Annotated in this window: 17 protein-coding genes and 2 pseudogenes; 9 read left to right on the forward strand and 10 right to left on the reverse strand. The window is 68.0% G+C overall.

Translation table 11 applies throughout. The annotated features are described in order from the left end of the window. The 7 genes and pseudogenes from QZY44_RS06570 to QZY44_RS06600 form a co-directional block, all read right to left on the reverse strand. A partial coding sequence (locus QZY44_RS06570; RefSeq protein ID WP_295443929.1) for a formylglycine-generating enzyme family protein occupies positions 1-921 on the reverse strand: 921 nt, incomplete at its 3' end. 169 nt (positions 922-1090) lie between these two features. Next, positions 1091-1201, reverse strand: a pseudogene (locus QZY44_RS06575) (formylglycine-generating enzyme family protein); the annotation flags it as partial. A gap of 30 nt (positions 1202-1231) precedes the next feature. Continuing rightward, positions 1232-2113, reverse strand: coding sequence for a reverse transcriptase domain-containing protein (locus QZY44_RS06580; RefSeq protein ID WP_295443931.1), 882 nt, complete (start codon positions 2111-2113; stop codon positions 1232-1234). A gap of 306 nt (positions 2114-2419) precedes the next feature. After that, positions 2420-6316, reverse strand: a complete 3897-nt coding sequence (locus QZY44_RS06585) for a formylglycine-generating enzyme family protein (RefSeq protein WP_295443934.1) — start codon at positions 6314-6316, stop codon at positions 2420-2422. Beyond that, positions 6313-7305, reverse strand: a complete 993-nt coding sequence (locus tag QZY44_RS06590) for a MoxR family ATPase (RefSeq protein WP_295443937.1) — start codon at positions 7303-7305, stop codon at positions 6313-6315. The genes QZY44_RS06585 and QZY44_RS06590 overlap by 4 nt, the downstream gene beginning before the upstream one ends. Positions 7306-7327: 22 nt before the next feature. Next, a complete protein-coding gene (locus tag QZY44_RS06595; RefSeq protein WP_295443940.1) occupies positions 7328-8878 on the reverse strand; it encodes a hypothetical protein in 1551 nt (516 codons plus the stop codon). An 18-nt stretch (positions 8879-8896) separates the two neighbouring features. Continuing rightward, on the reverse strand, positions 8897-9208 hold the full coding sequence (locus QZY44_RS06600; RefSeq protein ID WP_295443943.1) for a trypco2 family protein: 312 nt from the start codon (positions 9206-9208) through the stop codon (positions 8897-8899). Positions 9209-9463: 255 nt separating this feature from the next. On the opposite strand from QZY44_RS06600, the gene QZY44_RS06605 reads away from it, so the two are divergent. The 8 genes from QZY44_RS06605 to hemH all read left to right on the forward strand — a co-directional run bounded on the left by QZY44_RS06605 (position 9464) and on the right by hemH (position 17292). Beyond that, entirely contained in the window at positions 9464-10390 is a 927-nt protein-coding gene (locus QZY44_RS06605; RefSeq protein ID WP_295443945.1) for a phosphatase PAP2 family protein, read from the forward strand. A gap of 148 nt (positions 10391-10538) precedes the next feature. Then, positions 10539-11099: an ATP-dependent protease subunit HslV gene (hslV, locus tag QZY44_RS06610; RefSeq protein WP_295443948.1), complete on the forward strand. Its 561-nt coding sequence runs from the start codon at positions 10539-10541 to the stop codon at positions 11097-11099. A 319-nt stretch (positions 11100-11418) separates the two neighbouring features. Further along, entirely contained in the window at positions 11419-12753 is a 1335-nt protein-coding gene (gene hslU / locus QZY44_RS06615) for an ATP-dependent protease ATPase subunit HslU (protein WP_295443950.1), read from the forward strand. A 7-nt stretch (positions 12754-12760) separates the two neighbouring features. Continuing rightward, positions 12761-13120: a DUF971 domain-containing protein gene (locus tag QZY44_RS06620; protein WP_295443953.1), complete on the forward strand. Its 360-nt coding sequence runs from the start codon at positions 12761-12763 to the stop codon at positions 13118-13120. A gap of 67 nt (positions 13121-13187) precedes the next feature. After that, on the forward strand, positions 13188-13571 hold the full coding sequence (locus tag QZY44_RS06625) for a DUF6394 family protein (protein ID WP_295443956.1): 384 nt from the start codon (positions 13188-13190) through the stop codon (positions 13569-13571). Positions 13572-13611: 40 nt separating this feature from the next. Then, positions 13612-15345: a potassium channel protein gene (locus QZY44_RS06630; protein ID WP_295443959.1), complete on the forward strand. Its 1734-nt coding sequence runs from the start codon at positions 13612-13614 to the stop codon at positions 15343-15345. Between the two features lie 197 nt (positions 15346-15542). After that, positions 15543-16094: a hemerythrin domain-containing protein gene (locus tag QZY44_RS06635; protein WP_295443962.1), complete on the forward strand. Its 552-nt coding sequence runs from the start codon at positions 15543-15545 to the stop codon at positions 16092-16094. Positions 16095-16194: 100 nt separating this feature from the next. Continuing rightward, positions 16195-17292, forward strand: a complete 1098-nt coding sequence (gene hemH, locus QZY44_RS06640) for a ferrochelatase (RefSeq protein ID WP_295443964.1) — start codon at positions 16195-16197, stop codon at positions 17290-17292. A gap of 96 nt (positions 17293-17388) precedes the next feature. Here hemH and QZY44_RS06645 read toward each other — a convergent pair whose 3' ends face one another. From QZY44_RS06645 to QZY44_RS06655, 3 genes are all read right to left on the reverse strand, one after another. Next, positions 17389-18420, reverse strand: coding sequence for a WD40 repeat domain-containing protein (locus QZY44_RS06645; RefSeq protein WP_295443967.1), 1032 nt, complete (start codon positions 18418-18420; stop codon positions 17389-17391). Between the two features lie 404 nt (positions 18421-18824). Continuing rightward, entirely contained in the window at positions 18825-19826 is a 1002-nt protein-coding gene (locus tag QZY44_RS06650; RefSeq protein ID WP_295443970.1) for an SRPBCC family protein, read from the reverse strand. 58 nt (positions 19827-19884) lie between these two features. Next, on the reverse strand, positions 19885-20196 hold the full coding sequence (locus QZY44_RS06655; RefSeq protein ID WP_295443973.1) for a hypothetical protein: 312 nt from the start codon (positions 20194-20196) through the stop codon (positions 19885-19887). Between the two features lie 385 nt (positions 20197-20581). On the opposite strand from QZY44_RS06655, the pseudogene QZY44_RS06660 reads away from it, so the two are divergent. Next, positions 20582-21383 (forward strand): annotated as a pseudogene (locus QZY44_RS06660) (PrkA family serine protein kinase); the annotation flags it as partial.

Below are 21383 nucleotides of genomic sequence, written 5' to 3' on the forward strand. Positions count from 1 at the left end.
CTGAACTCGGGCACAACGCAAGCCCAGGCGGCCATCGCGGTCGCCGGGCGCGAGCTGGTAGCGGGACGCGCAACGGCAGAAGCGCGCGCCGCCGACCCAGGAGCCCCCGCGGACCACCCGGGCCGCGCCGGGCTCCAAGGGGCCAGCCGGGTCGACAACAGGGGTCTCACCATAGTCGCGTCGTCCGTCCGCGCACCACTCCCAAACATTGCCAAGTATGTCGTACAGACCCCAAGGATTGGGCCTTTTACGCCCAACCGGGTGGGTGCCGGATCGCGGGTGAGGATACTGCTGCTCGGGCCAGCCGGATGAATCCCAGCCATCCGCCAACTCAAAGTCCACCCCACTGTTTCCGCCATACCAGGCGATGGTGTCCAGGGCCGGGGCGTTGCATTGCCCCAAGATTTCGATGGGTCCGCAATAGAGCGCGGTATCGGTCCCGGCCCGGCAGGCGTGTTCCCACTGGGCCTCAGTCGGCAGCACCAGGTCGAGCCCGGGGATCAGCCCATTGAGGCAGGCGATGAACCCCTGCACCTGATCCCAACTCACCTGCTCCACCGGGCGGTCCGGGCTCCGGAAGCGGCTGGGGTTCTCGCCCATCACCGCCTGCCACAGGGCCTGGGTACAGGGCGTGTCGAACAGCCAGAAGCCCTGGCTGATGATGACCTCATGGCGTGGATGCTCCCGCTCGAACCAGGGCCGTTCGGTATCGTCCTTGGCCAGACCCCGGGTCTCCTCCTGCGGCGAGCCCATCAGAAAGCGCCCAGGCGGTATCCAGCGCAGCCGTTGCGTCACCGCCCCCAGGGTGAAGGCGGCGAAGACCCCATAGCGGTCCTGCCCCCACTCGCTCGCCCAGGCCGGCGCGCGGCCGGCGTCCAGTGGGTGGCGGGAGGGGTCGATGCGGATTCCTGCTGGGGACATGGGCTCCAGGTCGGCGGGAGGCGACCCACCGGCGAGCCGTCGCGGGGCATCCGCTCACCGCTACCAACACGCCGGGGGTCTTGGGTTTTGGCGCCGGCGGACCGGCGCCCGGGATCGGGGTCTGTTCAGGTTCGGACCATCCGGTCCGGTCGTGAGCTCGGGCACAACGCAAGCCCAGGTTGTCATTGCGGTTGTCGGGCGCGTTCTGGTTGCGGTACGCGCAACGGCAGTTGCGCGCGTTGTCGTTCCAGGAGCCCCCGCGGACCACCCGGGCCGCGCCGGTTTGCGACCCCCATCCCCACGCCCGACCTTACAGCGCGGCGAGCGGTTCGGCAAGTGGGAAACGGCGCAGTTGCTCGCGGCGCCAGGCCGCCGCGTCGGTATGCGCGGTGATGGCCAGGGCGCAGGCATAGCCGCTTTGCAGGGTCCGGGCGTCGATCAGACCGTCCGCGTAGGCGTCCTCCCAGGCGCGACGGCACTGCGCATACCTGCATTTGCGCCGCCGCGACAGCAGCAGTGCGCCCGGCAGGATGCGGTAACCGCAGAAGCTCAACCCCTGCGCACTGGGTCCGATCTGTACCGGGTCCTTGATCTCCAGGGCCAGGCACTCACCGGTGTAGGCACGCGCCGCCGCCAATGCCTCGCGCACCGCCGCCCGCGAGTCGCCCCACCACACCAGATCGTCCATATAGCGGACCAAACCGCGGACACCGCAGTCCTCCAAGAGCAACCGGTCGAGCCCGGACAGATAGTAATTCGCGAACTGCTGGGAGGTGAGCGCACCGATGGGCAGCCCCTTACCGGGCGCGGTCTGGTAGGCCGCGACGATGCGCATCATCAGGGCGAGCAGTCCCGGATCCTTGAAGCGCCGAGCCAGCAGAGCGCACAAGGTCGCCTGGTCGATGCTGGCGAAATAGCCGCGGATGTCGATCTGGGCATACCAGGGCCAGCGGCGCTGGTGATGCTGCGCGCGCTGTACCGCGGCCAGCGCCCCTTTGCCGACGCGGCAGGCATAGGTATCCGCGACCAGGGCACGATCCAGCACCGGACCCGCCTGGGTCATCAGGGCATGGTGGAGCACCCGCTCACGGAAGCACGGGGCATGGATCAGGCGGGGCTTGGGGTCGTTGATGCGGAAGGCGCGCATCTCGCCCAGCGCGACGCTCCCCGCCAGGTTCGCACGCCCCAGCATGGGAGCGAGAGGACCGGCTAATGCCTCCCGGCTGATCCCCCCAACTGGAGGCTTCAGCCGGACGGCGGCGCCGAAGGCGCACGGGGCATTCTTGCCAGTCTCAGAGTTTGGGAACCACGAGAAACCGGACTCTACCCCGCGGCGCGGAGCGCCTGACACAGGCGTGACACCACTCGAGCGGTGTCACGAGACGGAGCGGCCCCCCCGCTACACGCCTGAACCTGGCGCCGCCCGGCCTGATCCGCTCCGCGGGCCGGGCCGCGCCAGATTCAGGCGCTCCGCTGCGTCTTGCCAGACCGACCGGGCTCACGACCCCTGAACTCGGGCACCACGCAAGCCCAGGTTGTCACGGCGGCTGCCGGGCGCGTACTGGGAGCGGTACGCGCAACGGCAGCAGCGCGCGAGGCCGTACCAGGAGCCCCCGCGGACCACCCGGGCCGCGCCAGGGGCATTGTCCCACAGAGTGCCGTCCGTCGGCGCGTCCTGGTAGTTGTCATGCCAGGGGTCGGCGACCCACTCCCAAACGTTACCGAGCATATCGTAGAGGCCCCAGGGGTTGGGCTGCTTGCCCTTGACCCGCCGCGTCCCGGCCCGTTTGGTTTCGTACTGCATCTCTTTCCACAGATCGCCGACGGTCTCATAGGCCTCGTCGAGGTCGTAATCGACCCCACTGTTGCCGCCATACCAGGCGATGGGGTCCAGGGCCGGGGCATGGGTTTGGCCCAGGATCTCGATCGGGCCGGTATAGAGCGCGGTCTGGGTGCCGGCCCGGCAGGCATATTCCCATTGGGCCTCGGTCGGCAGGGACAGGGCCAACCCTGGAACTGATTGGTTGATCTGATTCATGAAGCCTTGTGCGTCGCCCCAGGAGATCTGCTCGACCGGACGCCGCGGGTCCTTGAATCGACTGGGGTTCTCCGCCATGACCGCGACCCAGAGGGCCTGGGTGCAGGGGGTATCGAAGAGCCAGTAACCCTGGCCGATGGTGACCGAGTGCTGGGGGCCTTCGGCGTCCCAGCGCCCCGGCTCGCCCGCGGGGGAGCCCATCAGGAAGCGCCCGGGCGGGATCCAGCGCAGGCGCTGGATGACCGGCTCAGGGTCCATTTGCGCGCTCGGCTTGGGGGCTGACTTCAAGGACCACCAGCGGCGGCGCTGGGGGGCGGACTCCGCGCTGCGCGACGGGACAGCGATCTCGGCCCAGAGACCGAAGCGGTCGCGACCGATCGCGCTGGCCCAGGCGGGCTTGTCGATCTGGGACAGGGTCAGGCGCTCGCGGTCAGTCAGGAGTTGGATGCGCGATGCCGCGGGCAGCGGGACGGTCGCCACAGCACTGGACTCCAGGCGCACCAATTGGGCGCTCTCGTTCCCACGCTCCCGCGTGGGAATGCCGCGCGGGCGCTCCGCGTCCCCGCCGGGGACCGGACGCGGAGCGCCCGCACTGACTCCCACGCTGGAGCGTGGGAGCGAGATGCCCGCGGCCTCGGCGCCCGCTGCGCGCCGCACGCCTGACCCGGCCCGGCCTGATCCGCTCCGCGGGCCGGGCCGGGCCAAGCGTGCGCGCTGCGCTGCACCGCCCCCCGGACCGTGCTCCCCGCCGTCCGGGCTGCCGGCCTGGCCTGGCTCACGAACCTGAACTCGGGCACAACGCAAGCCCAGGTTGCCATCGCGGAGGTCGGGCGCGCCCTGGTAGCGGGACGCGCAACGGCAGAAGCGCGCGAGGCCGTTCCAGGAGCCCCCGCGGACCACCCGGGCCGCGCCGGGCGAGGACGACGGCCAAACCGAACCATCCTGAGGCGCCCCCGTATAGTCATCATGCCAGGGGTCCTGGACCCACTCCCAGACATTGCCGAGCATGTCGTAGAGACCCCAGGGATTGGCCTGCTTGGTACCGACCGGATGGGTCCCGGACCTGGGATTGGGGTACTGCTGCTCGGGCCAACTGGACGAGTCGTACCCGTTCGCTAGTTCGAAGTCGACCCCGCTGTTGCCGCCGTACCAGGCGATGGCGTCCAGGGCAGGGGCATTGGCATCGCCCAAGATCTCGATAGGTCCAGTGTAAAGCGCCGTCTCGGTCCCGGCCCGACAGGCATATTCCCACTGCGCCTCGCTCGGGAGACTGATATCGAGCCCGGGAAGCAGGGTATTCAGGCGGGCGATGAACCCCTGCGCATCCTCCCAACTCACCTGCTCGACCGGCCGCTCGAGGGTCTGAAACCGGCTGGGATTCTGACCGATTACCGCCGTCCAGAGGGCCTGGGTGCAGGGCGTGTCGAACAGCCAGTAACCCTCGCCGAGCGTCACCTGGTGTTGTGGGCCGTCATCCGGGTAGCGCCCGGGTTCGTCGGACGGCGAACCCATCAGAAAGCTGCCCGGCGCGATCCAGCGCATCCGCTGAACCACGCGCGCCCCGTCCTTTCCCGCATGGGAAAACGTCACCCAGGCGCCATACTCGTCCCAGCCCCAGTCGTCGGCCCAGGATGGGGGCTCGCCGGCCTCCCAGAAGGTATCCGGGTCCGGTTCCGGTGGCCCGATCGAGATCAGGAGGTTACGAGTTTCCATGAGGGCGAGCGGGCTGCCGCTATACGGCGGGGGTTGGTCGAAGGGGACGAAGACGAGGTCGGCACCCTGCTGGGAGACGGCTAGCCGGCGGATCGCCTGATCGCCAGCCGGCAGGTCGGCCGGTTCGATCGGGATCGGCGGACGGTAGTCGGGCCGGTGCCGATGCATGGCCCAGTCCAGACGCACCAGGGGCCGGCCGATCCTTGGGTCATCCCAGATGACCGACGCGCGGGTCATCACACGGCGCACCCAGTCGCCGGCGGGCACAGAGGCCGCGGGGTCCCGAGTGAGGTCGGCGCCCACATCAGCGCACAGTGCGGCGAAAAAGTGCCGGGCGTCGTCCAAGTCCTGGGGCTGCGCCAGTGCATCCTGGGTCTGGGGGGCTAAGTTCAGGACCTCCTCGAACCAAATCTCCGGGGGCAGATGGGCGCGCCAGGTACGCAGCAGGTCGAGCACCTGAGCCTGCACCAGCGGGGGCTCGGCGGCGAAGGCGGCACGCAGTTCGGGCAGTGCGCGCGGGTTCAGGGTAGCCGCCTCGCTGTGGGTGCTGGCGACGGCGGCGTCCTGCCAGACCTCGGACTCGGCCGCGGCGTCCAGGGCGGGGGCGGCAAGCGACAGGCGCATCGCCCGCAGGAGCCCGGGTTCGATGCGAACCGCTGGGGCGAGGAGGGAGAGTAGACGGCGCGTCGCCGCGCCGCGGGCAGACTGGGAGTCATCCCCGGCGGCGCCAACGCCAGGCGCCGCCAAGGCGCCCACACCGGCCGGCCGCTCCCACTCGACCAGGTCCCACAGCCGCCGCAGGGCCTTGGGGACCCGCCCCCGTCGACAGGGCAGCAAAGCGACCGCCCGGCAGCCGGCCGCAGCCAGGCACCGGCCCAGCAGGAGCCAGGGTTCGGCCGGTGCGTCCAGTGCCAGGCTGCCCAGGTCGCCCAAGACCAGGACCAGCCCGCCCTCGGGGGGCGGTCGGTAGCGTCCGTCGATGCGGTCCAAGAGGCGCGGGGCGGTCTGCCCTTCGTGGAAGACGCCGCGGGTCAACGCGCCCACGGGCAGCAGCCGGGCCAAGTCACCGGCCACCCGCTCCTGGTCGCCCCAATAGGGCACCAGGTGTTCGCTGCGGTCGAAGATGACTTGCAGGGTCGGCCCCAGGCAACGCTGCTGCCGCCGCGGCAACCGCTCCAGCAGGAGCCCGCGGCCCAGACGGGCGACCAGGCGTTCCAGGTCCGGCTCGGGACCGTCGCGCGGCGCGGTAAGCCGCGGGTTCAGGCGGCGGCGTAGGTCCGACCAGGCGGCCAGGGGGTGCGTGACCGGGCGGGTGTCGGGCCTGTTGGTCCAACCCAGGGGCGCGGCAGTGGGAGGTTCGGGCTCCGGCTCCTCGGAGGGAAGCGATTCATAGGCATTGAGGCACCAGAAGCGGGCAGCGGCCAAGGGCTGTTGGATAATCTCGAGGGGAGGGAATGCGGTGAGCACCGACATCCCCGTTGGGGCAAAATCTGGAACTGATGCGACCACACGGATCGGCTCAGGCTGCTCTGCATACCCGAGCAAGGCCGCAGTGGACCCAAGCAGCGGCGCGCCGCCCTGCACCAGCGCGCGCAGCAGGTCGGCTCGCCCGCAAGAACCGCTGGGGACTGGTCCCTCACTCACCCCGGCGATCCCAGGTGTTTTTGCAGCACATAGCTGCCGATGGTCTTGAGCAGGGCCTCTTGTTCCGCGGGCGTCGCGCCCAGTTCAAGCACCGCCCGCACCAGGTCCAGATATTCGGCCTGACCGGGCAGCGGGCGCCAATGGGCGCGCTCGGCGGCCTGGCGGTCCTGGACGAGCTGTTGCGCCGCCAGGCGCAGCACCGCGCCGTCTGCCGCCGGGAAATGGGCCTGACCGCGCCCCACCAGGTGGTCTTCGAGTGCCGACCCGTCCGCGGGCAGCGCCAGGACCAGGACCAGACACCGACGCAGGAAGGCGTCCGGCAGGGCGCGCTCCTCGTTGGTGGTGATGATCACCAGCGGGGCCGGTCCCCGCATGACCACCGGTTCGGTCATGCCCTGCGGGGTGAAGCAGCCGGCACCCAGGGCCTCCAGCAGGCCGTTGGGGACATCGGATTCGGCCTTGTCGATCTCGTCGATCAGGACCACCACACCGTTGGCTGGGTCGCAGCCGCCCATAGGCTCAGGCACCGGGCGGCGGCGGGCGATGGCCCGGTCGCGCGCGCCCGCCCAGTCGAACGCCCACCAGAGTGCCCCAGGATACAGATAGTGCTCGACGGCCAGGTCCTGCTGGAGGGCGGCACTCGCCGCCACGACGGCCGCCCGCTCCCCGCATTGACCGGCGAGCGCACCGCGTAACTGGGCATCGGCGAGCCGGCCGACGGCGTCGAAGTGCCACAGCAGGTCACGCGACTCGGTGCGGATGTCGATGACGTGCTGCACGTAGGCCATCTTGAGATCCAGGGCCAGGGCGCGGGCCAGTTGGCTCTTGCCCACGCCCGGCTCGCCGCGCACCAGGAGCGGCCGGCGCGCAGCCAAGGCGGCGTGGACGGCGTCGATCTCGGATTGGTCAAAGCAGTGGACCTGTTCCGGGGCCTGGGGCGGTCCCGGCAGGGTGATGGCCTCGCCATGGCGGTGTTTGAGCAGTCTCATGGTCCTTGGTTCTCCGCGTGACTCAAGCCCGCAGGGGCAGCATGCGACAGAGGGGGTCGACCAGGTTGCGGTCGGCGCGCTCCTGGTCGGGGGTCGGGTCCAGACCAAGGAAGGCGATGGCCTGATAGTCCCGTTTCAACTCGGCGACCAGGGCCTCGATGGGCTGACGCTCGCTGGGGTCATCCGCCAGGAAAAAGACCATGTAGAGGGTCTGGCCGGTATCGCAGCGCCAATTCTCCAGCAGGTCGGCAGTGAGGCGGATGCGGTCCGCGCGCGCCCGCGTCGGGGCACCCGGCTCCGCGCGTGCAAAGGTGCCGAGCAGATAGTCGTCGATCGAGGTGCGCAGGCCCTGGATTGCCGCGCGGCCGGGGTCGAGCTTGTTTTCGAGGTGCGCCGCCAGGGCCGCGCCCGCGTCCGCGCCGATCCCCCGCTCCGGGTGCAGCGGGAGGCTCAACTCGCCCGCGGGCTGGTCATGCTCGTGCGTCCGCGGCCGGAAGCGCGCCGCACGCCCGTCCACGCCGGCCATGATCAGCTCCGCGACGGTGCGGGTCCCGGCCGGGAGCCGCACCAGGGAGACCGCCTGCTGGCCCTTGGTGTGCAGGACCACCCCCTGGTCGAAGAGGGCCGGAACGACCAGCCGGGCGGCATTGACCAGGGGCTCGGCATCCTGGGCACCGACCTCCGCGACCAAAGTCCGGTGGGCCTTGCGCAGGACGGCGATGGCACGACGGATGTCGGTGTCCAAGAGCAGTTCGGCGAGTCGGTCCGCCCGCTCCAGGTCTTTGAGCCCGGCCAGATCGAGCGCGGGGTCCAGTGCGTCGGCCAGCGCCACCAGGCCGCTGGGAGACGGGACCAGGAGTTTCGTCAGCGCGCGCTGCGCCTTGGCAACCCTGGCCTGACGCTCATCGAATCCCAGTGCCTCTCGAAACTTCGGGTCGGCGAGCAACCGCCGCGAGGGCGTGGCGTGCAGGCGCTGGGAACCGAACTTCCTGGGGACTTGCCGGGCAACCCCCAGGATGCGCCGGCCAAAGAAGATGGGCATGCCGGACGCGCCGCGCCAGTCGCCCTCCTCCACCGGTGGCGCGGCGGCCACGAGTTCAAAGTAGTCCTCGTCCGGCGCCTTGGAAAAACAGGAGCCACCGAAGGAGCAAGGATGACGCAACCCCTCATAGTCGCCGGCATCGGGGAAACCCTCGCTGCTCCACTGCATCTGATCGGTGGGCGCTTCCTCGGAGAGGATGCCCCAACCGATCGCCCCATCCGGGCGCGGGCAGCGCAGCAGCATGGCGTCCAGGGCATCGCACGCCGGGCAGATGACGGCCGCGTCCGGGATCACGACCCAGCCATCGGGGCCGGCTTGCTGGTGCGCGCGATAAGAGTGCCAACGCACCTTGATCGGGTGACGGGTATCGCGGCGCTTCGGGGCTTCCGGGTCCAGCAGGTGACGGGCGGTGAGGATCAGGTCAGGACCGACCGGATAGCCGGTGCCGATCTGGCCTTGGCGCCCATGGTGGTCGGTATCCGCGGCGTCGGTGGTCGGGACGAAGACGCAGACCAGCAGGGACTTATCCACGGATTGACCCCACTGCCCTTATCCCGGCAGGGAACCGCTGGCGCCAACCCGTACTGGGGCCTCACCATTCGGCCCGGTAGGCCGCAGCTTGAGCTTCAACCGATGGCTCATCGCCTCGGAGCCGCTGATCCCCGCCTCCGCGTTATAGACCCAAAACTTCACCCCGCCCTTGCCGTCCGCCTTTTTCGTGGTCTCGATCTGGACCTCGATCTCCACGTCGCTGATCTCAAGCTTCAGGTCTTTACCCGCCCCCTCGCTTTGGGCCGCCAGCAATTGGGCACGCAGTTCGGCCAGCATTTCCGCCAGTTCGATCTTACCGAGCTTGCTCATCGTCGACTCGCTCCTCAGGGTTTGCGGTGGGACTCTAGTGGGGCTCTAGCTTACCCGATACCTGGTTAAGTTTCAGGCGTGACGCGGCAGGTGTCGATCATCACCCGGGCCGCCGCACCTCGCGGCAACCCGTCGCGGCCGGGGGGCCGCTCCTACGGCGTCCCCCGGCAGTGACGAACATCACCGCTATACTGTTCGCTGGGGTGGCCGGGCGCCGGCCAGATCAACGAAGTCCTGCAACAGAGGGTATAGAAAATGCGCGTACGCGACTTGGGTGGGAAGCAATCAGCGGCCGTTCAACCGGTCTTGCTGGCGGCCCCGTGGCGGTTTGGCGCACCGGGCCCCTGGCTGGCGCCCGCACTGGCCGGCCTGTTACTGACAGCGGGTTGCGCGACGCTCACGGCGCCTACGGCGCCCACGGGACCGGCCGCGCTGCCCGAGCTCAAGTCGGAGAGAGCACCGGGCTTCCTGCCAACCAGCGCGCTGCCCAATAGTCTCAAGCTGCTCCCGCCGCCGCCCGCGGCGGGATCGGCCGCCTTCGCCGCCGACCAGGCGGCGTTCCGCGAGACGCGCGCCTACCGCGACACGCCGCGCTGGGCGCTGGCGGCCTCCGACGCCATTCTCAGCTTTCCGCAGGCCCCGGAGGCCTTCTCCTGCGCACTGGATGCGCCGATCACGGCGGCAGCCACGCCGCATCTGTATACGCTGCTGGCGCGCAGCGAGAGCGATGCGGGGGCCTCCACCGGGGCGGCCAAGAATCACTATCAGCGCACCCGCCCCTTTGTCGTCTATAACCAGAGCAGTTGCAAACCATCGGACGAGGCGCACCTGCGCACCAATGGGTCGTACCCGTCCGGTCACACCACGATCGGCTGGACCTGGACCCTGATCCTCACCGAACTCGCCCCCGAGCGCACCGACCCGCTCCTGTCCCGGGGCTATGCCTTTGGTCAGAGCCGGGTGATCTGCGGGGTGCATTGGCAGAGCGACGTGACGGCCGGCCGGGTGCTGGCGGCCGGGGTGGTGGCCCGCCTGCACGCGGACCCCGCGTTCCGCACCCAAGTCGAGGCGGCCCGGGCCGAACTGGCCGCCGTGCGCGCCAAGGGGCTCAAGCCCACCCGCGACTGCCAGGCGGAGGCGGCGGCGCTGGCCTTACCGCTGCCCAGCACGCGCCATCGGTAGGAACGGTCCCCGGCCGCGACCCGACACCGCGTCCACCTGCCGGGCTCGTCGCGGCCGGGGGGCCGCTCCTACATACGCCGCGCGCAGCGGCGCTGGCGTAGAATGCGCCATCCGCCCGCTCGGCGACCAACCCCAGAGCCCTTAACCCATGGCGACGATCTTCCACGGTACGACCATCCTTTCAGTGCGCCGCGGCGACCAGGTCGTCATCGGCGGCGACGGACAGGTGTCCTTAGGCCCGACGATCATGAAGGGCAACGCGCGCAAGGTGCGCCGCCTCTACAAGGACCGGGTGATCGCCGGCTTTGCCGGGGCCACCGCGGACGCCTTTACGCTGTTCGAACGTTTCGAGGGCAAACTGGAGAAGCATCAGGGTCATCTGGTGCGCTCCGCGGTGGAACTGGCCAAGGACTGGCGCACCGACCGGATGCTGCGCCGCCTGGAGGCCCTGCTCTGCATCGCCGATGCCCAAAGCTCACTCATCATCTCCGGCACCGGTGACGTGATCGAGCCGGAGCACAACCTAATGGCGATCGGCTCGGGCGGCTCCTTCGCCCAGGCGGCGGCGCGGGCGATGCTGGAGAACACGCAACTCTCGGCCCGCGAGATCGTCGAGCGGGCGCTGCACATCGCCGCGGACATCTGTGTCTACACCAATCACAACCTGGTGATCGAGGAACTGACTGTCGCGCCGGCAGACGCACGGTAGGGGCCGCGGTGCGGACCACTCGCGGGAAGCCGGAACGCCCGGCGAGACTGCGGACCGGCAGTACCCGGGCAGACTTGCGGAATGCGCGCCCGACCCGCATTCTTAACCCCCCGAAGGCGCAGTCAGACCGCGCAGACTGAAGACAACGCAAAAGACCATCAACACCTTGCGATGCCAGCGTCCGCTCAGGTCCGACGCGCGACGGCAACTGAATTCTCAAGCCATTGCTTATTTGCGTTTTTTTGCGGAAAAGTGCAGGCTTTTTCCGCATCACGCCGCGCCCCCCGGCCGGGCGGCCCATCCACGGACCTTCAATCCCATGTCGGAAATCACCCCCCAAGAGATCGTCGCCGAACTGGACAAGCACATCGTCGGCCAGGACGAGGCCAAGCGCGCGGTGGCGATCGCGCTGCGCAACCGCTGGCGGCGGATGCAGATCCCGGAGCCGATGCGCACCGAGATCACACCCAAGAACATCCTGATGATCGGCCCCACCGGGGTCGGCAAGACCGAGATCGCGCGGCGCCTGGCCCGGCTCGCCAACGCCCCCTTCATCAAGATCGAGGCCACCAAGTTCACCGAGGTGGGCTATGTGGGCCGCGATGTGGAGTCCATCATCCGTGACTTGGCGGATATCGGCATCAAGCTCGCCCGCGAACAGGAGATGTCCCGGCTCACCGACCTGGCAGAGGCCGCCGCGGAGGAGCGCATCCTCGACGCCCTGCTGCCGCCCCCCGGTGGCTTCGAGGAGGAGAGCCGCGCCACCCCCAGCAACTCGGCCACCCGGGAGAAATTCCGGGCCAAGCTGCGCGCCGATGAACTGGATGAGCGTGAGGTCGAGATCCAGGTCTCGGCCGCGCCCTTGGGGGTCGAGATCATGGCCCCGCCCGGGATGGAGGAGATGACGAGCCAGCTCCAGGGACTGTTCCAGAATCTGGGCCAAGGCCGCACCAAGCGGCGCAAGCTGCGCATCAAGGACGCCCGCAAGCTGCTGCGCGACGAGGAGGCGCTCAAGCGGGTCAACGAGGAGGAGCTGAAGCTGCGCGCCATCGAGAACGTCGAGCAGAATGGCATCGTGTTCCTGGACGAGATCGACAAGGTGACCCGTCGCGGCGAGGGGATGTCCGGGGCTGATGTCTCGCGCGAGGGCGTGCAGCGCGACCTGCTGCCGCTGGTGGAGGGCAGCACGGTCTCCACCAAGCACGGCTCGGTGCGGACCGATCACATCCTGTTCATCGCCTCCGGCGCCTTCCACCTGGCGCGGCCCTCCGACCTGATCCCCGAACTGCAGGGACGCCTGCCCATCCGGGTGGAGCTCAAGGCCCTGACCACCGAGGACTTCGTACGCATCCTGACCGAGCCGGACGCCTCGCTCACCGACCAATACAAGGCACTGCTCGCGACCGAAGGGGTCAAACTGGAGTTCACGGAAGACGGCATCCGGCGCCTGGCCGAGATCGCCTGGCAGGTCAACGAGCGGACCGAGAACATCGGCGCGCGACGCCTGCACACGGTCCTGGAGCGCCTGCTGGAGGACGTGTCCTACAACGCCTCCGACCTGGACCGGGTCACCGTGACCGTCACCGCCGCCTATGTGGACCAGAACCTGTCCCAACTGGCGGCGGATGAGGACCTGTCGCGCTATATCCTCTGAGGACCCTATGCCTAGACCCACCGAAATCAATCTGCATCAGCAATCGCGCATCCTGGAGCTGAGCTTCGATGACGGCTCACACTTCAACCTGCCCTGCGAGTATCTGCGGGTCTACTCACCTTCGGCCGAGGTCCAGGGACACGGTCCGGGCCAGGAGACGCTCCAGGTCGGCAAGGAGGACGTCGGCATCAATGGGATAGACCCGATCGGCAACTACGCCATACGCCTGAATTTCGACGACGGGCACCACACCGGACTCTACTCCTGGGAGTATCTACACTACCTGGGCACCAACCAGGAGCGGCTGTGGCAGGAGTACTTGGCCGATCTCGCCCAGGCCGGGGTGCCGCGCAGACAGCCCTCCTGAGAATCGGCAGGGATGCCGAAATCAACGCGCCAGGCTAACCAACACCCACGAGAGCCCTATCGGCCCCATGAACCCGGAAAAGGTCGTCTTCGGTTTCTTCATCGTCCTCGCACTGACCCTCAACTTCGGGTTCGTCATCGGCGATATCGACAATCCTGCCCATCATGATAAGTGGGACTTCTTCGCGGTGATCGTGGTGAATCTGATCGCCACCGTACTCAAGTTCGGCGACCGCTCCCAGGTTGGCGCGCTCCTGCTCGCCACCAGCCTGGTGGCCATTCTGCAGCTGTCAGCGGCGGCCCTGGTGTGGATCATCGCCGTCTATGGAACCGCGGCCGGCATGGCCCCCGGCACCATGGCCACGATCGTCTCGCTGGCCGCCGGGGCGCTGGTCGCCAACGTCATCTCGGTGGTCCTGCTGGTGATCGAGACCTTCCTGCTGCGGCGTTAGGCGCTGCCGCCGCACACCCGAAGGCCGTCTAAGCCCTGCCATGGACAGCATTGTCTTCCTCATCATGCGGCGCATGCGCGCGCCGCTCATCCTGCTGATCGTGAGCTACGCGGTGGCGATCATGGGCCTAGTCCTGATTCCGGGCCGGGACGCCGCCGGCAACCCCTGGCCGATGGGCTTTTTCCACGCCTTTTATGTGGTCGCCTATACCTCCACCACCATCGGCTTTGGCGAGATCCCCTACCCCTTCACCGACGCCCAGCGTCTCTGGGTGACGTTTACCATCTTCGGCACGGTAGCGATCTGGCTCTATGCCGCCGGCGCACTGATCGGACTGTTACAGGACACGACCTTCAGCCGGGCGCTCACCGAACGGCGTTTCCGCGCCCGCGTGCAACGGCTGCGCGATCCCTTCTATCTGGTCTGCGGCTATGGTCAGACCGGCGGCGCCTTGGTGCGGGCGCTCGCCGACCGCCACCAGCGCGCGGTGGTGATCGACCTCGACCCGGAGCGCATCAGCCTGCTGCTGCTGGCGAATCTGCGCGAATACGTACCGGCCCTCACCGCCGACGCCCGCCGGCCGGCCAATCTCCTAGCCGCCGGCCTCGACCACCCCCGCTGTCTGGGGATCGTGGCCCTCACCGATGTGAACGAGACCAACCTCAAGATCGCCATCGCCGCCAAGCTATTGCGCCCGGGTCTGCGGGTGGTCTGCCGGTCCGACTCGCCTGAGGTGGCGGCCGACATGGCCTCCTTCGGCACCGACCATATCTACGACCCCTTCGATACCTTCGCCCTGCATATGGCCATCGCCATTGAGGCGCCCTGCCTGACCCTCCTGCGGGACTGGCTGATTGGGGAGAGCGGCGCGCCCCTGCCGGAACCGCAGTGCCCGCCGGCCAAGGGTCTGTGGATACTGTGCGGCTTCGGGCGCTTCGGCCGCGCCATGTACCGGCACCTCAAGGGCCAGGGGCTGGAACTGGTGATCGTGGAGGCCGATCCACACCTGACCGACCTGCCCAAGGACGGCGTCATCCTGGGGCATGGCACCGGCGCCGCCACCCTGGAGCGGGCGCATATCCAGCGCGCCGTCGCCCTGGTGGCCGGCACGGACAACGATGCGACCAACCTGTCCATCATCATGACGGCGCGACAACTCAACCGTGACCTGTTCGTGGTCGCGCGCAAGAATCATCTGGATAATGGGGAACTATTCCGGCGGGTCGGGGCGCAGGTGGTGATGCATCCCAGCATGATCATCACCGATGGCATCCGCGTGCGCCTGACCCTGCCGCTGCTCTGGGAGTTCATCACACTCTCACGCTTTCAGGATACCGGCTGGGCCTGCGAGTTGATCAGCCGGCTGTGCGGACTGCTCGACACGCAGATTCCCCAGGTGTGGCAGATCGCCGTCGAGGCGAACCAGGCGCCCGCCCTCTGCGCCGGGGATGAGCACACGGCCAATCTCACCCTGCGGCGACTGGTGACCGACCCACGGGACCGCACCCGAGCGTTGCCGGTGATCCCGCTGCTGCTGGAGCACAACGATGAGCGCCAACTGCTCCCGGATTTGGACCAGCGGGTGCGCAAAGGCGATCAGGTCCTCTTCTGCGGGCGGGACGGGGCGCGCGCCGTGATGGATTGGACCCTGAATGACCCTCATGTGCTGCACTATCTGGTCACCGGCGAGGATGCCCCCGCGGGCTGGGTGTGGCGCCGACTGGCGCAGCGGCGCCGCCGGCGGGGAATCGCGGCACCCGGCGGTGAGGGGTGAGGGGCGCCGCGGCAGGCGTCGGCGGCGCACCGCAGGCCGCTCAGAACGGGCATTCCACCCTTTTTGCTTGGCAACGCGGCCGCGATGCCTTATTAGAGTGGTTTGGGCTCGCACGGTCGCGACCAGGACGGGCCAGACGTCCCGCACCCACCGTCCACCCGCGACGGTCCGCCCCTTCAACTTGGAGTCATGCGCCCATGCACCCACTCATGCAACGTCTCGCCCAGGACCATCTGCGCCTGACACAACTGCTCGACCTGTTCCATGCCCTGCTGGAGCGCTTCCACGCGGGCCACGAGCCCGACTATGAGGTCTTCTGCCAGATGCTGGAGTATATGGACAACTACGCCGACACTATCCATCACCCCACGGAAGACCTGATCTTTCGCCGCACCCTGGAAAAGGGGGCGGAGCAACGCGACGTCTTCGACGTACTGATGCGCCAGCACGCGGTCGTCATCCAGATGAACAAGCGCTTTCGCCAATCGCTGGACGGCATCGTCAACGAAGAGGTGCTGCGCCGCGATGAGGTGGAGGCCCAGGGCCGGGAGTTTGTGACGACCATGCGCGAACACCTGGCGCTGGAGGAGACGGAGGCCTTTCCGATCGCGCGCGACTGGCTTGAGCCGGCGGATTTGGATGCGCTTGAGATCCTGGCCCCCCGCGCCGAAGACCCGCTGTTCGGCACCCCGGACCCCCAGCGCTTCCGCGCCCTGTTCAAACACCTGTGCGCCCAGGCCCAGGACTAAAGGACCAGCCCACATGCCGGGATTTGAGCCAGCACCGCCCGCACACCCCGGGGCGCCGAGCGACCCCCTGCCGCGCGGGTCAAGACGACGAGATGGCACGATGATCTATGCCAATAGCCCAGAGCCGCACCACGACGCCCCGGAATGCCTGGGCGTGCTGCTCGTGAACCTGGGTACCCCCGACGCCCCCACGATCCCGGCGGTGCGGCGCTATCTGGCTGAATTCCTGTGGGACCCACGGGTGGTGGAACTGCCGCGTCCGATCTGGTGGCTGATCCTGCATGGGGTCATCCTGCGGGCGCGCCCGGCGCGCTCCGCGCGGGCCTATCAGGCGGTATGGACGCCTGAGGGCTCACCCCTGTTCGTGATCGCCAAGCGCCAGGCGGCGGCCATGCAGACGGCGCTTGATGCCCGCTTCCCCGGCCCGGTGCTGGTCACGCTCGGCATGCGCTACGGCCATCCATCCATCCCGAGCGCGCTCGCGCAACTGCGCGCCGCCAATGCCCGGCGCATCCTGGTGCTCCCGCTCTACCCGCAATATTCGGCCACCACCACGGCTTCCACCTTCGACGCGGTGGCCCGTGAACTGATGACCTGGCGCTTACTGCCGGAACTGCGGTTCGTCAACCAATATCATGATGACCGCGGCTATATCGACGCCCTGGCCGGGAGCATCCGCGCTTACTGGGCCGAGCATGGGGAACCCGAGCGGCTGCTGTTCTCCTTCCACGGCATTCCGCAGGATTATTTCCTCAATGGCGATCCCTACCACTGCCAGTGCCAAAAGACCGCCCGCCTGGTGGTGGAGCAGCTGCATCTGCCCAAGGAGCGCTGGCTGCTCTCCTTCCAATCCCGGTTCGGCCTCCAGGAATGGTTGCGACCCTACACGGACGAGACCCTCAAGGCCTGGGCCACCGAGGGAGTGAAATCGGTGCAGGTCATCTCACCCGGGTTCGCGGCGGACTGTTTGGAGACCATCGAGGAGATCTCGGTGGAGAACCGCGACTATTTCCTGGAGGCCGGCGGCCAATCTTACGGCTACATCCCCTGCCTCAACGACGCCCCAGAGCACATCGGCGGTCTCGCCGACCTGGTGATGCGACATTGCGCCGGTTGGCCCGAGTCCGCGAGGCCCGCCGCCAGCCCGGACCTCACCAACCGCCGCGAGCGCGCACGGGAGATGGGCGCGCCGGGCTGAGGAGGAGCCGGGGCGTCCCGCCCCGGTGCCAGTGCGGGACCGCGGCGGACGCCCCGTCCGGATTGGAAACGCCGGGGCGGGACGCCCCGGCTCCCTTTAGCGCCGCCCGAAGAGCCGCCCGAACATCCCCCCCTGCCCCGCCGCCTGTGCCGGTTTGGCCACCACGGGCAGGAGTGATTCGGCCTCCGCCTCCGCGCTCGCCTGCCAACTGTCGGACAGGGCCTGCCACTGCGGCTCGGACAGGTCCCGACTCCACAGCCGAACGGTCTTGTCGGCGCTCCCGGACACCAGTGAGCGGCCGTCCGGGGTAAACTCCAGGGCATAGACATCGCCCGCGTAGCCGGTGAAGCGCCCGAGCTGGGCGCCGGTCGCCGCATCCCACAGAATGACGGTCCGGTCCGCACTCGCGGTGGCGAAGGTCTTACCGTCCGGACTGAAGACCGCCGACCACACGGGATACCGGTGCTCATTGCGCTCCAGCAGCAGCTCCCCGCTCGCCAGGTCCCAGATGCCGACCACCCCGTCCACATTGGTCAGGAGCACCCGCTTGCCATCCGCCGTGAAGCGCACGCTGTTGATGCCGTTGTGGACCACCGCCACGCGCCCGACCTCCGCACCGGTCTCAACATCCCACAGCAGCAGGTTGCAGTCGCGGCTGCCGGAGGCCAGCACCCGCCCGTCCGGGCTGAAGGCGACCCCCTGGACATACTGGTTGTGGCCCTCGATGTGGTGGACCAATTCACCCTCGGTCGTCCAGATGGCGACGGTCCCGTCCTCGCTGCCGGAGGCGAGCAGCTTCCCCTGAGGCTGGAAGTCGACGCTATAGATCAGGCTGGTGTGGCCGCTCTGGCTCCAGCGCAGCGCGCCCGCCTGCGTATCCCAAACCCGCACCACCGCGTCCGTCCCGCCGGAGGCGAGCAGTTGCCCGTCAGGGTGGAAGGCCACCGAGTAGACCCGGCCCTCGTGACCGCGCAGCGTATGCAGGGTACACCCATCTTGCAGGTCCATCACCCGTACCGCGCTGTCCCAACTCGCGGTGGCGGCGCGCGCGCCGTCGGGGCTCAAGTCCAGCCCATAAATCGTGTCCGCCGCGCCGGGGCGCGCCACAAAGCGCCAGTTGTCTGACATCGCAAATTCCTCTGACTCACATGGGTCTGATCGGGGGGAGCGCCCTCACCGCCGGCACACTGACCGACGCCACCGGGACGCACCCAGGGAACCGCTAATCTTAGGTGAATCCTGGCCCCGTGGCGCGATCAATTGCAGTGCGGACGGCCTTGACTGTTGGCCTTGTTGGCATCAGCAGATTCAGTCAGCGACCCGTTCTGCATGAAAATTCGGGGGAACGAGCCCGCTGGAACCGGGTCCGCCGGCAAGGCGAGCGGCGCTCCCGGTCGGTCGGCCTGAAGGTCCACCGACACACCAACGTGCCGGAAACAATTGGCAAAGCCATCCGGCGGCGCGCAACTCCGGGCGCGCAGCGCCCCGCACAGGCACAACACCGCGCAGCGGTGTCACGAGAGCATACAACGTCAGCGGATGGGGACCAGGATGCGCGTCAGGTATTCATTGCTGTCGCTGGTCTGGCTCGGGTCTCTGACATAGATCTCCAAGGACGGGCGGGAGCTCTCCCGGCGGGCGCGGACCATCCGCAGGTGGGCCATGACGCTGCTCCAGACCGGCCCCAGAAACTGGTAGCTACCCTGGAATTCGGTGGCGTAGTAGCGCCCGCCGCCCAGGCGCTTGAGGGCGAAAGGGCCGGGATCGGTACCGTCCGGGACCGGGAGCGCCAGGTCGCACCGCAAGTGCGTGACCTTCGCATCGACCTTGTGGTACGCCATGAAGGCCGGGCCGGGGGGCGTGACACCGAGCGCGGCACAGTGTGCACCCAGGCGCGGGAGGCCATCGCCCATGGTCGCGATCAGGCCGGCCAGGTCGCCGCTGTAGGGGATGGTCAGCGCCGTCTGCGCGGGCTGTTCAAGCGGCCCCAGAAAGCGGACTTCGGGCCGCTCGGCGCTCGGGTCCAGGGTGCCGCGCAAGCGTGCCAGCCCGAGCTCGAAGTCGTATTCCATCATGCGAGTCATGAGCCCGGTGAGAAAACGCAATAGAAAAGGCAGGCGAGCGCGCATGGACCAGGTGACCTCGGTGGCGCCGTCCGGGGCCGGAGCGAATTCCCACCAGACGGTGTTTTCGGTCTTGAATGGGCGGATGAAACTGATCCGCTGGTCGATCCGCGTCGGCTCGGTGAGTCGCTCGTGAGTCAGGCGGCCGGCGCCGATCGCCTGGCCGTCCCAACTGTAATAGCCGCCCTCCGCGTCCGGGTGCGGGCTGTATTCCAGCCGTGCCTGCGGTTCGTGCAAAAGCCAGGGGCTCCAGTCTTGCCAACCGCGGAGATCACGGACCCGGGCGAAGACGCTCCGGGCATCCGTATTCATCACCAGCGAGCGGCGGATGAGAAACTCCGCCGGTTGGATGGCGAGGTAGATGAGCGCAGCAGCGATCAGGATGAGAGCAAGCGCCAAGAGGTAGAGCATGGTGGTTATCCTATGTGCGTTTCGTTGCGTTGATTTGCAGAAAATCGCCGGTTCGGGCTCATGAGGCCTCGCCCTCACCCAGGTCGGGGTCGAGTAGACTACGCAAGGTCTGTTGGTGCCCGTCCTTCAGGAAGGCATCGAAGACCTGGTCGAATTCTTCCCGGGTCTGCTGCTGGCACGCGAGCAGATTGTCGGCCACGGCGTCGACGGCGCGCAGGGTGTCGTGGCCGGTCGCGCGCTCGTCGCACAGCTGCCGGGCGAGCGCTCGCAGGTGCGCAGCCTGGATCGTCCGGTCCGGATAGCCGCCCAGATTGTGGAGCAGGTTCTTCAGGCGCCCGATCGGCCGGCAGGTCACGTCTTTGGAGTCCAAGATGTTAGTGCTCGGTGGATGGGTCCCGTGGTGGCGGGGGACCGGGTGGCCCGGGCCGCGGAACCTGACGCGAGTCCGCGCGGCCTATTATCACAAAATCGGGGCGGCTTAGTCACCGCGCCCGCCGCAGGGACTGGCGAGCCACCTGGCCTTATTGTTACTCTCAGCGTATCCGGCTCCTGATCGTCGTTCCCCCCGCCGCCGCAGGCGCAGACGACGACCACACCGACGATCAAGACCACCGCCAGTGTGGTCCAGTCTTTGCTTAATTTCAGACCAGCCTTGTCTTTTCGCGGTTCGACCCGAGACAGGTAGTCCAGTGAGCCGCCGCGGTTCGGTGTCCCGGTCCGGCGGGTGACAGCAGCCTATGAGTGAGGTTAAGAGCATGTCGATCTTCGAGCGTTACCAGGCCCGTTATGAGGCATCCCGCGAGGAGGTCATGAGTCTGGATGAGTATCTGCAACTGTGCAAGTCCGACCCCGGCGCCTATGCCTGGGCGGCGGAGCGGTTGCTGGCGGCCATCGGTGAGCCGCAACTGGTGGATACCCGTGACGACCCGCGCCTGAGCCGCATCTTTCAGAATAAGGTGCTGCGGCGCTATCCGGCCTTCCCGGAGTTCTACGGGATGGAGGAGTCGATCGAGCAACTGGTCTCTTATCTGCGGCACGCCGCCCAGGGGCTGGAGGAAAAGAAGCAGATCCTCTACCTGCTGGGGCCGGTGGGCGGCGGCAAGTCGTCCCTGGCGGAAAAGCTCAAGGAGCTGATGCAAGAGCGGCCCTTCTATGCCATCGCCGGCTCCCCGGTCTTCGAGTCACCGCTGGGGCTCTTCTCCCCGGAAGAGGACGGCCCCATCCTGGAAGAGGACTATGGCATCCCCGTGCGCTATCTGCGCAACATCATGTCGCCCTGGGCGGTGAAGCGCCTGCAGGAATTCAAGGGTGACATCACCCGTTTCAAGGTGGTCAAGCTCTACCCTTCCGTTCTGGAACAGGTGGCGATCGCCAAGACCGAGCCGGGTGACGAGAACAACCAGGACATCTCCTCCCTGGTGGGCAAGGTCGATATCCGTCAGCTGGAGCACTTCGCGCAGCACGACGCGGACGCCTACAGCTATTCCGGCGCACTGTGCCGGGCCAATCAGGGCATCATGGAATTCGTGGAGATGTTCAAGGCGCCGATCAAGGTGC

It is taken from the genome of uncultured Thiodictyon sp., assembly GCA_903837595.1.
Lineage (GTDB): Bacteria > Pseudomonadota > Gammaproteobacteria > Chromatiales > Chromatiaceae > Thiodictyon.